General features: G+C 66.1%; 13 protein-coding genes and 1 pseudogene. 7 read left to right on the forward strand and 7 right to left on the reverse strand.

From position 1 onward, the window contains the following. Positions 1-179 precede the first annotated feature (179 nt). Positions 180-560, forward strand: coding sequence for a VOC family protein (locus tag ACH82I_RS09140; RefSeq protein ID WP_413332013.1), 381 nt, complete (start codon positions 180-182; stop codon positions 558-560). Positions 561-610: 50 nt separating this feature from the next. Here the strand turns inward: ACH82I_RS09140 and ACH82I_RS09145 are convergent, their stop codons facing one another. Beyond that, positions 611-1,495, reverse strand: coding sequence for a LysR family transcriptional regulator (locus ACH82I_RS09145; protein ID WP_413332015.1), 885 nt, complete (start codon positions 1,493-1,495; stop codon positions 611-613). An 85-nt stretch (positions 1,496-1,580) separates the two neighbouring features. Between ACH82I_RS09145 and ACH82I_RS09150 the strand changes: the two genes are divergently transcribed. The 3 genes from ACH82I_RS09150 to ACH82I_RS09160 are packed head-to-tail and all read left to right on the forward strand — an operon-like array spanning position 1,581 to position 4,728. Further along, the gene (locus tag ACH82I_RS09150) at positions 1,581-3,029 is read left to right on the forward strand and encodes a CitMHS family transporter (protein ID WP_413332017.1); all 1,449 of its coding nucleotides are present in this window, start codon (positions 1,581-1,583) and stop codon (positions 3,027-3,029) included. Beyond that, a complete protein-coding gene (locus ACH82I_RS09155; RefSeq protein WP_413332019.1) occupies positions 3,017-4,432 on the forward strand; it encodes an acyclic terpene utilization AtuA family protein in 1,416 nt (471 codons plus the stop codon). Before ACH82I_RS09150 ends, ACH82I_RS09155 begins: the two co-directional genes overlap by 13 nt. Then, complete coding sequence (locus tag ACH82I_RS09160) at positions 4,429-4,728, forward strand: hypothetical protein (protein WP_413332021.1); 300 nt, start codon at positions 4,429-4,431, stop codon at positions 4,726-4,728. Before ACH82I_RS09155 ends, ACH82I_RS09160 begins: the two co-directional genes overlap by 4 nt. 21 nt (positions 4,729-4,749) lie before the next feature. Here the strand turns inward: ACH82I_RS09160 and ACH82I_RS09165 are convergent, their stop codons facing one another. The 6 genes from ACH82I_RS09165 to hutU all read right to left on the reverse strand — a co-directional run bounded on the left by ACH82I_RS09165 (position 4,750) and on the right by hutU (position 13,151). Beyond that, the gene (locus ACH82I_RS09165) at positions 4,750-5,493 is read right to left on the reverse strand and encodes an IclR family transcriptional regulator (RefSeq protein WP_230748487.1); all 744 of its coding nucleotides are present in this window, start codon (positions 5,491-5,493) and stop codon (positions 4,750-4,752) included. Positions 5,494-5,496: 3 nt separating this feature from the next. Next, positions 5,497-6,939, reverse strand: coding sequence for an amidohydrolase family protein (locus ACH82I_RS09170; protein WP_413332023.1), 1,443 nt, complete (start codon positions 6,937-6,939; stop codon positions 5,497-5,499). Beyond that, a complete protein-coding gene (locus tag ACH82I_RS09175) occupies positions 6,936-8,156 on the reverse strand; it encodes an allantoate amidohydrolase (protein ID WP_413332025.1) in 1,221 nt (406 codons plus the stop codon). The genes ACH82I_RS09170 and ACH82I_RS09175 overlap by 4 nt, the downstream gene beginning before the upstream one ends. A 1-nt stretch (position 8,157) precedes the next feature. After that, on the reverse strand, positions 8,158-9,843 hold the full coding sequence (gene hutH, locus ACH82I_RS09180) for a histidine ammonia-lyase (protein WP_413332027.1): 1,686 nt from the start codon (positions 9,841-9,843) through the stop codon (positions 8,158-8,160). 91 nt (positions 9,844-9,934) lie between these two features. Beyond that, positions 9,935-11,308 (reverse strand): imidazolonepropionase, encoded by a 1,374-nt coding sequence (gene hutI, locus ACH82I_RS09185; RefSeq protein ID WP_413332029.1) that lies wholly within the window; start codon positions 11,306-11,308, stop codon positions 9,935-9,937. Positions 11,309-11,429: 121 nt separating this feature from the next. Further along, positions 11,430-13,151, reverse strand: a complete 1,722-nt coding sequence (gene hutU / locus ACH82I_RS09190; protein ID WP_413332031.1) for a urocanate hydratase — start codon at positions 13,149-13,151, stop codon at positions 11,430-11,432. A gap of 347 nt (positions 13,152-13,498) precedes the next feature. On the opposite strand from hutU, the pseudogene ACH82I_RS09195 reads away from it, so the two are divergent. The 3 genes and pseudogenes from ACH82I_RS09195 to ACH82I_RS09205 all read left to right on the forward strand — a co-directional run bounded on the left by ACH82I_RS09195 (position 13,499) and on the right by ACH82I_RS09205 (position 17,394). Beyond that, positions 13,499-14,571, forward strand: a pseudogene (locus ACH82I_RS09195) (CaiB/BaiF CoA transferase family protein). 40 nt (positions 14,572-14,611) lie between these two features. Then, positions 14,612-15,748 (forward strand): acyl-CoA dehydrogenase family protein, encoded by a 1,137-nt coding sequence (locus tag ACH82I_RS09200; protein WP_413332033.1) that lies wholly within the window; start codon positions 14,612-14,614, stop codon positions 15,746-15,748. Between the two features lie 215 nt (positions 15,749-15,963). Next, positions 15,964-17,394 (forward strand): purine-cytosine permease family protein, encoded by a 1,431-nt coding sequence (locus tag ACH82I_RS09205; protein WP_413332035.1) that lies wholly within the window; start codon positions 15,964-15,966, stop codon positions 17,392-17,394. Positions 17,395-17,696: the final 302 nt, after the last annotated feature.

The raw sequence follows: 17,696 nt of genomic DNA on the forward strand, positions 1-17,696 counted from the left end.
CGGGTTGATGCGGCTACGCTGTCGACCATGACCGGACAGGCTTTCAGCCGCTCACGGATCGGTGACCCGGCCGACAGTTGAGCCCCAGCGGACGCGAATGCTTCATTCGCGGACCGCCCCTTTCGAAGAGATCACCTCAACGAGAACTCTCTCGGCGGACCATTCTTCGAAAGGACATCATGTCAGCACGCTTCAACCACACCATCATCGCCGCGGCCGATCCGGTCAAATCGGCACAGTTCTACGTCGACCTCCTCGAGGCCGAACACACCACCTCGTGGGGTGTCTTCGCCAACGTCCTGCTCTCGGACGGGGTCATGCTCCAGTTTGCGAGTCCCCCATCGGGATACGACATTCTGCCGGTGCATATGGCGTTCCTCTGCACGGATGAGCACTTCGATCGTGCGGTCACGATCCTCGGCGAACGCGGCCTCGACTACTGGGCCGACCCGCAGCGGACGCGTCTGCACGAAACGAATGAGGAGCACGGCGGTCGCGGCGTGTACTTCCTCGACCCGTCCGGCATGTATCTCGAGCTCATCACCCAGCCCTACCTGTGAGATGCAGCCGCCTCATCGCTCAATTGCGGCCACCGGCGACCGCCCCAGCGCTATGCCAGCAGACGCTGCCGAAATCGCTCGACCACAGCAGGCAGAGGCCCCCGCTTGCGATGGACGACGACCAGAGCCCGTTCGATGGGAGGGAGGATCGGCACGCTCTCGATGCCTTCGAATTTCACCAGCGGAACGACCATCTCGGGCACCACGGAGACGCCGAGACCTGCTGACACGAGACCGCCGACCGCCGGGATGCTGCGCGCCGATTGCACAGTCTCGACGGCGACATCATGCTTGGCGAAGGCGTGACCGACCAATGGGCCGATGCTCGTTACCGCGTCGAAGGCGATGAACTTCTCGTGGGCGAAATCGTTCCATGCGAGTTCATCGCACTTGGCGAAAGGATGACCGGCCGGAACGATGGCGACAAGCCGGTCCGAGGCCACCTCTTCGACCTCGAGCTCGGGCGGGATGGTTGAATCGAACGCCAGGATCCCCAGATCCACAGTGCCGTTGAGTATCTTCTCCGCGACGTTCTCCTGCGGCTCATCGTGGATCTTCAACCCAACCTGCGGCAGGTCGCGTCGAAAGTCGGAGATCACCGCGGGCAGCAGTGCCGCAGTCACCGACGGCAGGCAGGCCAACCGGACGACGCCGTCATCGCCGTTCATGTGCCGGGCAATTCGGTTGAGTGCCTCATCGTAGGTAGCCACCGCCATTGCGGCATGAGCGGAGATTTCGTCTCCCAGATGGGTCGGCACCACCGACCGGGTGCTCCGATCGAACAGCCGACCGCCGATACGTCGTTCGACTTCCGCCAACGCTCGGCTCACGGCGGGCTGGCTGATCTCCATATCCTCAGCGGCGAGGGTGAAGCTGCGCAGCCGATGCAGAGCTTCGACGGTGCGCAGGTGGTACATCGCCAGATTGATAACCATAGGTCATCAGTGTAGAGCGAATCGATATTGGACGTGCTCTTCGATGTCGAGGAATCATAGACTCCGATATCTGAGAAAGGAATCAATGGTGCTTTCACTCATTGGATACGTATCAATGCTGGTGATCCTCGCTCTGCTCCTCTGGCAGAAGGTCTCACCAATCGTCGCCCTCGCCGGAGTCCCGATCGTGGCGGCTCTGATCCTCGGCAATTCGCCTTCCGAAGTCAGTGAATTCGCACTGGCCGGCATTACGAGCGTCGCCGACGTCGTCGTGATGTTCGTGTTCGCGATTGTCTTCTTCGGAATCCTCCGTCATGTCGGCTTCTTCGACCCGATCGTCCAGAGGATCGTTCGCCTCGGCGGCTCCTCCCCGAAGGCTGTCACAGTGGCGACGACGCTGCTGGCCACCGTGGCTCATCTCGATGGAGCGGGTGCCACGACCTTCCTCATCACCATTCCCGCCATGCTGCCGATCTACCAGCGACTCGGGATGAGCAGGCTGACCCTCACGGCCTGCGTCGGGCTCGGAGCAGGGGTGATGAACATTCTGCCCTGGGGTGGACCGACCGCACGCGCGGCCGCAACAGTCGGCGTCGATGCGAACCTCCTGTGGACACCGCTCATTCCCGCCCAGATCGTCGGCATCATCGCCGCACTGGGAGTCGCGTGGTTCCTCGGCGCACGTGAAGCTCGACGCATCGCCAAAGGCAAGCCCTCGGAATTCGCTGAGGTGGTCCACGCGCACAGCGATGCTCATGTCGGACACTCGACTGGCACTGGCATTGGCACTGGCAGCGACTACACCTCCTCAGCGTCGGTCGATACTGTCACCGAGACGGTGACCGACGGTGAGCTTCAGTCCGACGCGGGAGGAGACTCTGAGGTTGGTGCGGAGAAGGATTTCCGGAACATTCCGCTGTGGGTCAATGGTCTGCTCCTGCTCGCGACTCTCGCCGTTCTCATGTGGGGCATCGTCTCGCCGGCCATCGCCTTTCTCGCCGCGACGATCATCGCCCTCATGATCAACTTCCGCGGATTGGAGAATCAGTCGCGACAGTTCGACATCAGCGCGAAATCAGCCATGCTCATGGCCAGCACCCTCCTCGCCGCTGGCGTTCTCCTCGGCGTCCTCGATGAGAGCGGGATGATCGAGGCCATGGCGGACTCCGCTGTGCAGGTCCTACCCGCGGGGATCATGCCGGTGCTGCCGATCGTCGTCGCTGTACTCGGCGTGCCGATGAGCCTGCTCTTCGGACCCGATGCCTACTACTTCGGAGTCCTCCCCGTCCTCTCCGCCGTCGGGTCGAACTACGGCATCGACCCCGTCATCCTCGCCCAGGCGTCGATGATCGGGCAGGAGACCGTCGGATTCCCCATCAGCCCCCTGACCGGTGCGTTCTACCTCCTCGTCGGACTCGCGAACGTTCCGATCGGAAAACACATCCTCGGCCTGATCGGCTGGGCCTGGTTGGTCAGTATCATCATGCTCGTTGCAGCAATCGTGACTGGAGTGATTCCCCTGTGGACAGTCTGAACCTCTCGAGCCTCTCCGGGCTCTCGTCGTCTCCCAAGCCGACTGGCCACGCCCGGGTCGGGGCCGGAGCCGGCTTTGCCGGTGACCGGCACGATCCAGCGATCGCTCTCGCCGAATACGGTCAGCTCGACTACCTCGTCTTCGAACTTCTCGGGGAGCGCACTGTGGCCGCGGCTCAACGGCGGGAGCGGGCCTCCGGCGGCACCGGCTTCGATCCGACTCTGGTCGCCAGGATCGTCTCGGTCGCTCGCCGGTGCGAAGCCTACGGCACGCGCATCGTGACGAATGGCGGTGCAGCCAATCCGAAGGCTGCTGCCTCTGCCGTCGCCGAGGCGATCCGCGGTATAGGCGTGAACATGACGGTTGCCTACATCACCGGGGATGATGTGCTCGGCATCGTTGCAGACTCGGATCCAGTGACGTGGGAGACCGGGCGGCCCACCTCGGAGGCCGAGGGTGAGTTGATCTCGGCCAATGCCTATCTCGGCAGCGAGCCGATCCGGCGCGCTTTGGATTCGGGCGCTGACATCGTCATCACGGGCCGGGTCGCCGACCCGTCGCTGTACGTCGGTGCGCTGGCGCATCATTTCGACTGGGATCTTCGACAAGCTGATCTCATCGGTCGCGCCACGGTGATCGGCCACCTGCTGGAATGCGCCGGGCAGGTGACCGGCGGCTACTTCGCCGACCCGGTGACGAAGCCTGTCAGCGGTCTTGCCTCGCTGGGATTCCCATTCGCCGATGTCGATGCCGACGCACAGGCGGTCATCAGCAAACTCGATGGGACCGGCGGGGAGGTGACGACCCGCACCTGCACGGAACAGCTCCTCTACGAGGTTGCGGACCCGGGGGCGTACATCACTCCCGACGTCACGGCCGACTTCAGCCAGGTGCGATTCGAACAGCTGGGCGATGACCGGGTGCGCGTATCCGGTGGGACCGGCGGTCCGCGGCCCGCTGACCTCAAGGTCACGCTCGGATATGATTCCGGCTGGCAGGGCGAAGGGCAGATCACCTACAGCGGGCTCCGGTCACGGGAGCGCGCCGAGCTGGCGGCATCGATCGTCCGTGGACGCCTCGAGGTCCTCTATGACGTCGATCCACACGAGATCTTCACCGAATACATCGGAATGGCCGCGGCCTTCCGGGGCCTGCTGGCGGTCGAGACTCCCGCCGAGGTTCGGCTCAGGATCGTCGGACACGCACCGTCCCAGAACCGCGCGGCGATCTTCGGTGACGAGGTCGAGGCTCTCTACACAAATGGTCCCGCTGGAGGAGGTGGTGCGCGCAAGTCAGTGCACAGCGTCATCTCGGTCAAATCATGCAGCGTACCTCGAACGATCATCGAACCGTCGGCTTCAGTCAACTTCGTCGACGCCGCGCAGACGGAAGGAGTGCGATGACTGCCATTGACGAGCTCGCAACGGTGAGGACCGGCGACAAGGGAGACACACTCATCCTCGGCGTCATCGCCCATGTCCAGGAGGCCTACATCCTCCTGGACGCAGAACTCACCGGTGCTCGAGTCGCAGAGCATTTCGGTCTGTCAGCCGAGTCGGTCCGACGCAGCGAACTGCCCGGTCTGCATTCGTTCAGCTTTGAACTCTCGGGGATGCTCGGTGGCGGGGTCACGGGCTCACCGAGCCTCGACGGACATGGAAAGGCCTTGAGCTACCACCTGCTCACACTGCAGATCTGACCGGCCGCGCGTCGACGCACCTCACCGCAGCTTCGCTGTCACCTCGGCGGCCGCGGCGAGAACACGTTCCACGAGCGGTTCGATGTCCTCCTTCGGCGCATCCCCGGCCACCGACACTCCGATCGCGGCGATCGGGCGGGAGAGCACATCGTAGACCGGCGCCGCGATCGTCGAGATTCCAGGGGTGACCTCGCCGTGCTCGATCGCCCAGCCGGATCGCCGGTCCTGGGCGAGGATCGCGTTGAGCGCCTTGACCGTCGTCGGCCCCTGCCCTGTGCGCGTGACGAAGCCCGACTCGGACTGGAACATCGCGAGCACCTCTGACTTGGGCAGATTCGCAAGGATCGCCCGCCCCGTGGCGGTGAGGTAGCTGGGGATCCGCACGCCGGTGGCGGTGATGACGGCGACCGACTTCAGGGACTGCTCCTTGAGCACGTACTCGGTCTCCCACCCGCGGATGACCGCCAGCTGCGCGGTGGCCGCGGTGTCGTCGGCGAGCTGGCGGACGATCGGCTGAGCCAGCCGCTGCAGGGGGTTGGTGCGCAGGTAGGAGCTGCCCAGCTCATGCACGCCCGACCCGAGCACGTACCCGGATTCGATCCTCGCGACGAGCCCGAGCTCCTCGAGCACGGACAGCAGTTCGTAGGCACTCGAACGGGGAATCTCCAAGGCCCTGACCAGGGCACCGGCGGAGATCGCGCGATTCGACGAGGCCAGATGCCGAAGGATCGCGATCGAACGCCGCAGTGCCGGAACCTCAGCCATGGCTCAGCCTTCCGCCTCGGCGGACGACCTCGGCGCCATCCCGAGGGCCGCGAACGCGTCCCGGTAGAGCTCGGAGATCTCGCCGAGTTCGGTGTGCACACCGTCGCGCACCCGCACCCGTCCGCCGCTGACCGTCAGCGACACGTCCGCCGAGGTGGCGGTGAGGATGATCTGCTCCCCCACCGATCCGAAGGTGCGCATGCTCTCGGTCGACAGCGCCACGAAGTCACAGGCCTTCCCGACTGCGAGCTCCCCCACCGGCAGTTCGAGGCTGCGCGCCCCTCCCGTGGTCAGTGAGGCGATGAGCTCGGCCGGTGAGAAGCGACCGCGCTGACCTGAGCGCAGGCGCTCCCCGGCCTCCAGACCCTGGGTCTCGCGCATCGCATCGAGGACGACGTGCTGGTCGGAGCCGATCGCGATCGTCGCCCCGGCGTCGGCGAGTTCCCGGGCCGGACCGATCCCATCGGCGAGGTCGGCCTCGGTGCACGGACACATCACGATGCTCGTTCCGGCCCCACCCAAGCTCGCAATGTCCTCGGCGCTGAGATGGGTGGCGTGGACGGCCGAGAGATCGGCGGTGACTACGCCGGAGCGTGCAAGCACCTGCGTCGGCGTCGTCCCATAGGCGGCCTGGCAGGCGTCGTTCTCCGCCGGCTGCTCGGACAGGTGCACGTGCACGGGCCCGTCGAGTTCGGCGAAGCGAGGCAGATTCGCCGCCGGGACCGCGCGGATCGAATGGATCGCCGCTCCCACGTGGACGAAGCTCTCACCTGGGGAACCGACGGGGAACTCGGCGGCGAAGGCCTCGGTCAGGTCCGCGTGCCGGTCCATGTATCCGTCGATGGCCCCATCGCCGAAGCGTGCCTGCTCGGCCGAGAGCTCGGTGTCGATGCCCCCGGTGAGGTAGCAGGTGTCGAGGAGCCGGATGCGGATCCCTGCCGAGGCGGCCGCCCGTGCCAGCGCCCGTTCCATCGCGTGTGCGCGGGACTTCGCCGGTACAGAGACGTCCCCGCGGGGACGTTCCGCGTCCGCGCCGGACTCGTCCTGCGCACCGTAGGGCGTTCCGTCGGGTGCGTGGTGGACGTAGTGGAACTCGCCCACCGAGGTGTAGCCGCCGGCGAGCATCTCCGCGAAGACCGCTCTAACCACCGTTTCATAGCTTTCGGGGCTGAGCTTCGCAGCCACCGAATACATGACCTCGCGCCAGGTCCAGAAGGTTCCGCCGTCACCGTGGGTGCGACCGCGCAGGATGCGGTGGAAGGCGTGGGAATGCGCGTTGACTCCGCCGGGAAGCGTGAACCCGGGCACCACCTCGGCGCCGGAGGGTGCAGCGTCGATGCCGGTCTCCACCGAGGTCAGAGTGCCGGTGTCATCGGCGGTGAGTAGCACCCCGGTGGCCACGGCTCCGTCGACCCAGGCAGATTCGCACCAGAAACGGGTGCTCATGATGCCACCCCGAGTTCCCCTACGAGGACACGGACGAGTGCGGCGACTCCGGCTCGCTGGTCGTCATCCTCGCAGGCCTCTTCGGGGGCGTGGGAGACGCCGGTCGGGTTGCGGACGTAGAGCATCGCCGAGGGTACGTGCGGGGCGAGGATGCCCGCATCGTGTCCGGCACCCGAGGGCAGCAGGGGCGCGTTCGGCAGCACGGAGGTCAGGCGATCATTGAGCTCTTTGGTGAAGTGTGTCGTCGGCGAGTACGACTCCCGGGAGATGGAGATCTCCACGCCGGTGCCGTCGGCATGCTCGCGCGCACGTGCCGAAATCGCATCGAGCACCTGCTGGACCACGGCATCGTCGGAATGGCGGATGTCGAGCCAGAAGCTCATGCCCGAGGCGATGACGTTCGTTCCGCCCGGGTGGATGAGTGTCCGTCCCACGGTGGCCACGGCGCTCGCGTCAGTGGCGGCCGCTAGGGTTGGAATGTCACCGATCACTCGGGAGGCTGCGACCACCGGGTCCGCGCGGTGACTCATCGGAGTGGTCCCGGCATGGTTGCCCTGACCGGAGAACGCGAAGTGCCAGCGGCCGTGACCGATGATCGAGGAGCCGATGGCCACGGCCTGATCGGTGTTGATCAGTCCGATGCCCTGTTCGACATGGAGTTCGATGAATGAACCGATTCCGGCCAGCCGAGACTGGTCCCGCCCGATCCGTTCCGGATCGAGGCCATAGCCACGGGCGACGTCGGCGAAGGTGTCGCCGTTCGCATCCTTGAGGCCGAGCGCCCGGTCCACCTCGATGGCGCCGGTGATCAGCCGCGATCCCAGGCAGGCGACGCCGAAGCGCGAGCCCTCCTCTTCGGGAAAGACTGCGAGTGCCAGCGGCCGGGTGGCCCGTTCAAGTGCTCCCGATGCCTTGAGCTCATCGAAGGCCGCAAGCGCCGAGGCGACTCCGAGCGGTCCGTCGAAGGCACCGCCGCCGGGCACGGAGTCCAGGTGGGAACCGGTGACCACGGCGTTGTCCCCGGGCGGGGTCGCCCACGCCCAGGTGATGCCGTTGCCGTCGATCTCGGTGTCGAGGCCGCGGCGGGCCGCCTCGGCGAGGAACCACTCGCGCAGCTCACGTTCGGTCGAGGAGAACCCGGGCCGCTGGTAGCCGGGGCCGCGGGTGTCACGACCGGTGTGCTCGATCTGGGCCAGCAGTGAGACGACGTCGCTCATCTCAGTTCGCCTCGTCCCGGTGCGTCGTGGCCGCATCGGTGCCGGAGGCCTCGGCGGCTGCGTCGAGGTTGCCCAGGGCCGTGAATTCGGGGTCGTTGACGGCCGGCGATCCGCCCTCGGGCAGCCAGGTGCCGGCGGCAGCGGTCACGGTGTGCTGCAGGGGTGCGACCGCCTCGGCGGCGGCGACCAGTGAGCCGTCCTTGACCTTGGCGATCGTCTCGGCGAGCTCGGGAGAGAGGAACCGGTCGGGTCCGGGACCGGGCACGGTCTCGCGGATCTTCGCGATCACGGCACCGGTGACGGGTGCCGGAGCGGCCTCGCGCATATCGCAGGCGCGGGAGGCCGCGTAGAGCTCGATGCCGATGACGGAGGCGAGGTTGTCGACGACCTTGCGCAGCTTCCGGGCGGCCGACCAGCCCATCGACACGTGGTCCTCCTGCATGGCCGAGGACGGGATCGAATCCACCGAGGCCGGAGTCGCTCCGCGCTTTGCTTCGGAGACCATTGCGGCCTGCGTGTAGTGGGCGATCATCAGCCCGGAGTCGACGCCGGCATCGTCGGCGAGGAACGGGGTGAGGTCCTGGTTGCGGGCGACGTCCATCATCCGGTCGGTGCGGCGTTCGGACATCGAGGCGACATCGGCGGCGACGATCGCGAGGAAGTCGAGCGCATGGGCCAAGGGTGCGCCGTGGAAGTTGCCGTTCGAGGAGACCATGCCGTTGGTGAGCACGACGGGGTTGTCGATGGCCGCGCGGAGTTCGCGTTCGGCGACCCCGGTCGCAAAGGACACGGCATCGCGGGCGGCGCCGTTGACCTGTGGGGCGCAACGCATCGAGTAGGCGTCCTGGACGAGATGGGTCGATTCGCGGTGGCTGGCGGTGATGCCCGAGTCCTTGAGCGCGGCGAGCATGTTCGCCGCCGCCGCTGCCTGCCCGTCGTGGGGGCGCAGGGCGTAGTGGAGTTCGGGGGCGAAGACCGCGTCGGTGCCGAAGAGTCCCTCGATGCTCATGGCTGCGGAGACGTCGACGGCGGTGAGCAGGTTCTCCAGATCGGTCAGGGCCATGATGAGCATGCCGAGCATGCCGTCGGTGCCGTTGACCAGCGCGAGGCCTTCCTTCTCGGCGAGGGTCACCGGGGTGATGCCTGCCGTGGCGAGGATCTCGTCGGCGGGGCCGGCGACTCCGTCGGGGCCTTCGGCCACGCCTTCGCCCATGACGACGAGCGCGCATGCGGACAGAGGCGCGAGGTCACCCGAGCAGCCGAGCGAACCGTATTCGTGGACGACGGGGGTGATGCCGGCATTGAGCAGGTCGACATAGGTCTGGAGCACCTCGGCGCGGACTCCCGCCCGACCGGTCGCCAGGGTTCGGGCGCGCAGCAGCATGAGGGCGCGGACGACCTCGCGTTCGACAGGGTCGCCGACTCCGGCCGCGTGGGAGCGGATGAGCGATTTCTGGAGCTGGGTGCGCAGTTCTGCGGGAATGTGGCGCTGGGCCAGCGCACCGAAACCGGTGGACACGCCGTAGACGGGCTTCGGCGCGGAGGCGAGGGCGTCGATGGCCTCGCGGTACTTGTTCACCCGGGCCAGCGTGGTCTCTGACAGAGAGACCTTCGCGTCGTGGCGGGCAACGTCGACCACCTGGGCGAAGGTGAGGGTATCGGGATCGAGATCGATGAAGACTGACATCGTGTGCCTTTCGGTTGAGAGATTCGTACGTTCGTGTGGCGAGATCAGACGATGTGGCCGCGAAGAGGCCGCCAGGACGCCCTGCCCCGCATCAAGCTTGTGGTCGGTTGTCGACGACGAGGTCGCCGCCGGAGTAGACGCGTCCGACGAGCTGGACTCCCGGCCGGTAGGCCAGGTGCCGGTAGCTCGGTGCGTCGAGGATCGCCAGATCCGCTCGCGCACCCGCACCGAGGTGGCCGACATCGGCCCGCTGCAGGGCATGAGCGCCGCCGGCGGTCGCCGCCCACACAGCCTGTTCGACGGTGAAGTGCATATCGCGCACGCCGATGGCGATGGCGAAGGGGACGCTGTTGGAGAACCCCGAGCCCGGGTTGCAGTCCGTGGCGATCGCCGTCGTCACTCCGGCCTCGACATAGCGTCGAGCGTCCGGGTAGGGCTGACGGGTGGAGAATTCGATGCTCGGCAGCAGGGTGACCACGGTACCGGCTGCGGCCAGTGCCGCAAGGTCGGAATCCGAGGCGAAAGTCGCATGGTCGACGGAGACGCAGCCGAGTTCCGCGCCGAGCTTGAGGGCTCCCCCGTCGGTGAGCTGGTTGGCGTGCAGCCGCGGCTTCATGCCCGCAGCCTTGCCGGCGTCGATGATGCGGCGGGTCTGCTCCTCGGTGAAGGCGCCCTTCTCACAGAACACGTCGATCCACTTCGCCTTGCCGGCCGCCGCCGGGATGATCTCCTCGATGACGAGGTCGACGTAGGCCTCCGGGTTCTCCTTGTACTCAGGCGGCACCACGTGGGCGGCGATGAGAGTCGACTCCTCGGTGTACCGGTTGATGATGTCCAGCGCCTGGATCTCATCGTCGAGGCTCAGCCCGTACCCGGACTTGATCTCGAAGGTCGTGGTGCCCTGCCGCCTGGCCTGGTTCAGGAGGTGGACGAGGTTGGCTTCGAGCTCCTCCTCGCTCGCGGCCCGGGTCGCGGCGACCGTGGTCGCGATGCCACCGGCCGAGTACTTCTGCCCCGCCATGCGGGCGGCGAACTCCTCGGACCGGTCGCCGGCGAAGATGAGGTGATTGTGGCTGTCGACGAAGCCCGGGATGACGGCTTTCCCGCCCAGGTCGACGGTCTCGACGGCGGCGAGTTCACCCACCGAGGTGACTTCGCCGTTGACGATGTCATCGTCGCTGATCGTCGCCACATCGGCCCGGGGCGTCGCATTGGCGCCGGATGCATCGCAAGCGCCGGAGACGGTGCCCGCGCGCAGGGCGGCGACCGCATCTTCGGCCTCTGCCGCCGGACCCGACCACGCGATGTGATCGCCGTCGATGATGATCGCCGCGTCGGTGATGACGCCCAGCGCCCCCACCTCGGCGGTGGGACCATTTACGGATGACGCCCCCGTCGGCGTGGTCGCCGCGCCGGCCGGCTGCGCATTGGTGACGAGTTCGCTGATTCCTGTGATGAGCTGCATCGGGCTGCCTTTCGAATGCTGGATATCGGCGAATGAACACTTTGAGTCATCATGCACTGGTTTCAACCGGTGCATGATGACTTAGAGTGTGCATTTCCGACAGGGTCCTTCTCCCGTGACCTTACTGTGCCGCGGATTCCTCGTCGCGGACGTCGAGTTCGGGGACCATCGGCACGCGCTGGCCGCGCTCGGCGGCCACCTCGGCGGCACGGTCGTAGCCTGCGTCGACGTGGCGGATGACGCCCATGCCCGGGTCGTTCGTCAGCAGACGAGCGAGCTTCTTTGCGGCCAGCTCGGTGCCGTCGGCCACGGAGACCTGTCCGGCGTGGATAGAACGGCCGATGCCGACGCCGCCGCCGTGGTGGATGGACACCCAGGTGGCACCCGACGAGGTATTGACCAGAGCGTTGAGCAGCGGCCAGTCGGCCACGGCATCTGTGCCGTCGAGCATGGATTCGGTCTCGCGGTAGGGGCTTGCCACCGAGCCGGAGTCGAGGTGATCGCGGCCGATGACAATGGGTGCGGAGACCTTGCCTTCGGCGACGAGCTGGTTGAACAGCAGGCCGGCCTGGTGGCGTTCCTTGTAGCCGAGCCAGCAGATGCGGGCGGGCAGGCCTTCGAACTCGACATACTCGTGGGCGGCGTCGAGCCAGGTGTGCAGGTGTTCGTTGTCGGGGAAGAGCTCCTTGAGGGCTGCGTCGGTGACCTCGATGTCCTTCGGATCTCCGGACAGCGCGACCCAGCGGAAGGGTCCGAGACCCTCGCAGAAGAGCGGGCGGATGTATGCGGGGACGAAACCGGGGAATTCGAAGGCGCGGTCGTAGCCGGCCTTGCGGGCTTCGTCGCGGATCGAGTTGCCGTAGTCGAAGACCTCGGCGCCGCGGTCCTGGAATTCGACCATGGCCTTGACATGCTTGGCCATGGACTCCTCGGCGCGGATGGTGAACTTCTCCGCGTCCTGCTCGGCTTCCTCGTGCCAGTCCTCGACGCTCACGCCGATGGGCAGGTAGGACAGGGGGTCGTGCGCCGAGGTCTGGTCGGTGACGATGTCGACCTCGGCGGCTTCGGGGCGGTCGAGGATGAGCGGCAGGATCTCGGCGGCGTTGCCGACGAGTCCGACGGACAGCGCCTGCTTGTTCTTCTTCGCTTCGATGACCTTGGCCAGCGCGGTGTCGAGGTCGGTCTCGACTTCCTCGAGGTAGCGCTTGGCCTGGCGGCGGTCGAGGCGGGTCTTGTCGACGTCGATGATGAGGCAGACGCCTCCGTTGAGCGTGACCGACAGGGGCTGAGCTCCGCCCATGCCGCCGCAGCCGCCCGTGATCGTCAGAGTTCCGGCCAGGGTGCCGTCGAAGCGTTTGCGGGCGATGGCTCCGAAGGTCTCGTAGGTGCCCTGGAGGATGCCCTGGGTGGCGATGTAGATCCAGGAGCCAGCTGTCATCTGGCCGTACATCATCAGGCCCTCGGCCTCGAGTTCGCGGAAGTGCTCCCAGTTCGCCCAGTCGCCGACGAGGTTGGAGTTGGCGATGAGCACGCGCGGAGCCCATTCGTGGGTGCGCATGACGCCGACGGGCTTGCCGGACTGGATGAGCAGGGTCTCGTCGTCCTCGAGGTCGTCGAGGGTCTTGACGATCGCGTCGTAGGCTTCCCAGGATCGGGCTGCGCGACCGGTGCCGCCGTAGACGACGAGGTCTTCGGGGCGCTCGGCGACCTCGGGGTCGAGGTTGTTCATGAGCATGCGCTTCGGGGCTTCGGTCTGCCAGGATTTCGCTGTGATCTCCGTGCCGCGGTCGGCACGGATGACGCGGCTGGGGTCGTGTTGGGTGAAGCCGGGCTTGGTGGCCATGGTGTCTCTCCTTGGGTCGGTCCCTCGGCCCGGTTCGACCTGTCCGCTGGGGCGGTCGAACTGTCCGATGGAGCGGAATGTCTCACGCGGCGGCTCTGCCATGAGGGCGGTTCGCAGCTGCATGATGTCGTCGCTGACTACACATTCCATTGTGTCCGACGAGGGCGGAAGCGAAAGTGGTCTGGATCAAGTTCTGTCCGATATTTCGGACGCTTCCCACGCGTACCCCATTGTCCACCGAGGCTCTGACCTCGAGGATTGTCCTCATGAACGCAACGAAGCATCTGCTGAGCGGGATCAGGGTCGCCGACTTCTCCCGTGTCCTCGCCGGCCCTTATGCCACCTCGATGCTCGCCGATCAGGGCGCCGAGGTGTTCAAGATCGAAATGCCCGGGCACGGCGATGACTCCCGGCAACTCGGCCCGTTCACGGAGTCCGGTTCCACCTATTTCACCGGCCTCAACCGCGGCAAGCGCTCCATCGAAGTCGACCTCAAGGACCATGCGCAGTATGCGAACCTGCTCGACTTCATCGCCACCTGCGACGTCGTCGTCGAAAACTTCCGCCCCGGCGTCGCCGCGAAGCTCGGCCTGGCCTACGACGACATCAGGGAGATCAGGCCCGACATCGTCTATGCCTCGATCTCCGGATTCGGACAGACCGGCGCCCAGGCGGAACGCCCGCCTACGACACGGTCATCCAGGCCCTGAGCGGACTCATGTCCTCGACAGGATTCCCCGACGGCTCCCCTACCCGGGTCGGCGAATCGATCGCCGATGTCTCGGCGGGAGTCTTCGCAGCATTCGGCGTCTCCTCCGCGCTCCTCCACCGCGAGCTCACTGGCGACGGCGCACACATCGACATCCCGATGCTCGACGTCATGCTCGCCATGCAGCCGACCAATGCCGCCATCCACGCCGCCGGCGACACCCCTGCCCGCGTCGGCAACCGGCACCCGGTCTCCGCCCCCTTCGACACCTACGCCGCCGCCGACGGTCTCATCGTCATCGCCGTGGCCAACGACAAGCTCTTCGCCGCACTCGCCGACTCTCTTGGCAGACCCGAACTCGCAAACGATCCTCGCTTCGTCACCGACGGCCTGCGCTCCGCCAACGACGCGGAGCTGCGGGCCGAGATCGAGGATTTCACCGCCTCCCGGTCGGTCGCCGAACTCTGCGTTCTCTTCGATGGCGCCGGAGTCCCCTACTCCCCCGTCCTCGATTTCGCAGAGGCGGTCGAGGGCTCCATCGCCCACGACCGCGAGCTCACGGTCACCGACGAACGCACCGGACACTCCTATCTGTGCCACCCCCTGCTCGTCGACGGCGTCAGGCCGACTTCCGCACTTCCGGCGCCCCGCCTCGGCGAACACAACGCGGAGTTCCGCGCACCGCAGAAGCCGTCGGCCATCGACTGGTAGAAATCACAACCCCACGATCACTCACCGAGGGAGCACCACCATGGCTTTCGACATCAGCGCCGACGAGCAGGATTTCGTCGACGCCGTCACCCGGATCAGCACGGACGTCCTTGCCCCGCAGGCTGCGGCCGCCGATGACAGCGAACGCGTCTCGGATGCCACCCTTAAGACCCTCGCCGAGGTGGGGGTCCTCGGTCTCAACCTGCCCGAGGAGTTCGGCGGGCCCGGCGTCGGATCCGTGGCGATGAGCCAGATGGTCGCCGCCGTGACCGAGGCCTGCGCCTCGACCGCCTCGATCATCACCGCCCAGTTCCTCGCCACCGATTCGATCCTGCTCGGCGGCACCGATGCCCAGCGGGCCGAGTGGCTGCCGAAGGCCGCCGCGGGTGAGGTCATCGGCTCCTTCGGACTGACCGAACCGGGCGCCGGGTCGAACCCGGCGGAGATGTCGACGAAGGCCACGAGGGTCGAGGGCGGCTGGCAGCTCAAGGGCACGAAGTGCTTCATCACTAACGCCGGCTTCGCCGACTTCATCGTCGTCTACGCGAAGACCGACAGCGAGGCCGGTCACAAGGGGATCAGCGCCTTCATCGTCGACACGGCGGCGGCCGAGGGCATGAATTTCAACCCTCCGGAGAGGACGATGGGTCTGCGCGGCAGCCCGGTCTACGAGTTCACCATCGACACGGTTGTGCCCGCAGATGCCCTGCTCGGCGTCGAGGGCGAGGGATTCACCACGGCCATGCGGGTCCTCGACCGCGGGCGCATCGAGGTCGCGGCGATGAGTCTGGGAATCTCGAAGGCTGCCCTCGACGCGGCCGTGGCCTGGGCCGGCGAGCGCAGGATCAACGGCGAGCCGCTCAACCGCCTGCAGGGCATCGCGTTCAAACTCGCCGATATGTACACGAGGTACCGCTCGGCGTGGCTGCTGACGATGGATGCCGCCGAGCAGAGAGATGCCGAGGTCGACTTCACCCGGTCATCGGCGACAGCCAAGCTCGCCGCCTCGGAGGCTGCAGCGTTCATCGCCGACGAGGCGCTGCAGATCCACGGCGGCTATGGCTTCACGCGGGACTTCCCGCTCGAACGCTATGTCCGCGACGCCCGGATCTATCGCATCTACGAAGGGTCCTCGGAGATCCAGCGGACGATCATCGCCCGGTCGCTCGCGCACTGACGAGCGGTTCGCACGCCCCCGGCCTCCGTAACACCGCCGACATCTGCGAAGGACTACGATCTCACCGGAGCTCAAGGGAGAACAACCGCCCTTGAGCTCCACGTGTCGGATCCAATCGGATTCCGATATATCGGACAGAATGTGTGACTCAGCTCTCGTCTGGGACCGACTACCGGTTCACACTGAATCTGATTCAACTTTCGAAGGAGAAACTCATGGCGACCACATTAAACTCGGGGATTGAAAAACGGTCCATCGAGATGGTGCCCGATGCAGAGCGGCACGGCACGCCCCGGTCACAATTCACCCTGTGGTTCGGCGCCAACACCCAGATCACCGCCATCGTCGACGGCGCACTCGCCGTCGTCTTCGGCGCCGACGCGCTGTGGGCGATCATCGGTCTGCTCATCGGCAACATCCTCGGCGGAATCGTTATGGCCCTGCACTCGGCACAGGGCCCGCAGCTGGGACTGCCGCAGATGATCTCCTCCAGGGCGCAGTTCGGCATCGTCGGCGCGATCATCCCGCTGGTCCTCGTCGTCCTCATGTACATCGGCTTCGCCTCCACGGGCGCCGTGCTCTCCGGCCAGGCAGTCAATCTCATCATCGGCGTCCAGGCACCGGCCGTGGGCATCATCATCTTCGGCGCACTGACCGCGCTCGTCGCGCTGCTCGGCTACAAGTACATCCACGTCCTCGGACGGATCTACTCGGTGACCGGCCTGCTCGGCTTCCTCTTCATCACCGTCTGCGTCGTCACTCAGATCGACGTTCCCGGTCTGGTCTCGAACTCCAGCTTCGCCTTCCCCGCCTTCCTCTCCGCGATCGCCCTGGCCGTGGGCTGGCAGATGACCTACGGCCCCTATGTCGCCGACTACTCCCGTTACCTGCCGCGCTCGACCCCGTCCTCGAAGACCTTCTGGTTCACCTTCGGCGGATCGGTCATCGGCTCCCAGTGGTCGATGACGCTGGGTGCGCTCATCGGCGCGGCCGCCATGACGGAGACCGGCAACGAGTTCGTCGAGAACCAGGTCGGCTACATCGGCAACATTGTCGGCGGGGGCGTCTTCGCCCTGCTCATCTTCATCGTCATCCTGCTCGGCAAGCTCACTGTCAACACGCTCAATGCCTACGGCGCGTTCATGTGCACCCTGACAATCCTCACCTCCTTCGGCAACAGGGCGAACATCCGGCGTTGGACCCGTGCGGTCTTCGTCATCGGCATCGTCACGCTCACCGTGCTCGTGGCGCTGCTCGCCTCGGCGGACTTCCTCGCGAACTTCAAGAACTTCGTCCTCGCCCTGCTCATGGTCTTCACGCCGTGGAGCGTCATCAACCTCACCGACTATTACCTCATCTCTAAGGACCGCTTCGACATCCCGGCCTTCTACGACCGGCGCGGCCGCTACGGGGACTGGAACTGGCGAGCCCTGCTGGCCTACGGAGTCGGCGTGCTCATCCAGATTCCGTTCCTCGCGCAGTCCTTCTACACCGGGCCTCTGGTCGAAAAACTGGGCGGAGCCGACATCTCGTGGCTCGTCGGCATCGTCGTCACCTTCGTCCTCTACTTCTTCCTCATCCGCAACCGCAGCGTGGCTCCGGCCGAGACGATCTACCCCGAGGTTGAACCGCTCGAAGCGAAGTAGGCGGCACCAGTCCGACGGATCCCTCAAATCCGTCGGCAGGCTCCGCGAGATTCTCGATGGGCCCCGAACGGAATAATCCGTTCGGGGCCCATTCCCGTCCCCTCGCCGAGGCGGCTGCCGGCTGTCCGCCGCGACATTCGTCCCGCTTCGCGACGTGACATTCGCCCCGCTTCTCGACGTGCCATACGTCTCACATCTCGATCGGCCGATAAAAAATGTTACCCACCAGTCCTACTATCGAGTAGGGTTGTGATGCCCGTCACCCACGGATGCTTCAATCGAGACGGCCGCAATGACGCGCA

Source organism: Brevibacterium sp. GP-SGM9 (assembly GCF_047300845.1).
Taxonomy (GTDB): Bacteria; Actinomycetota; Actinomycetes; order Actinomycetales; family Brevibacteriaceae; genus Brevibacterium.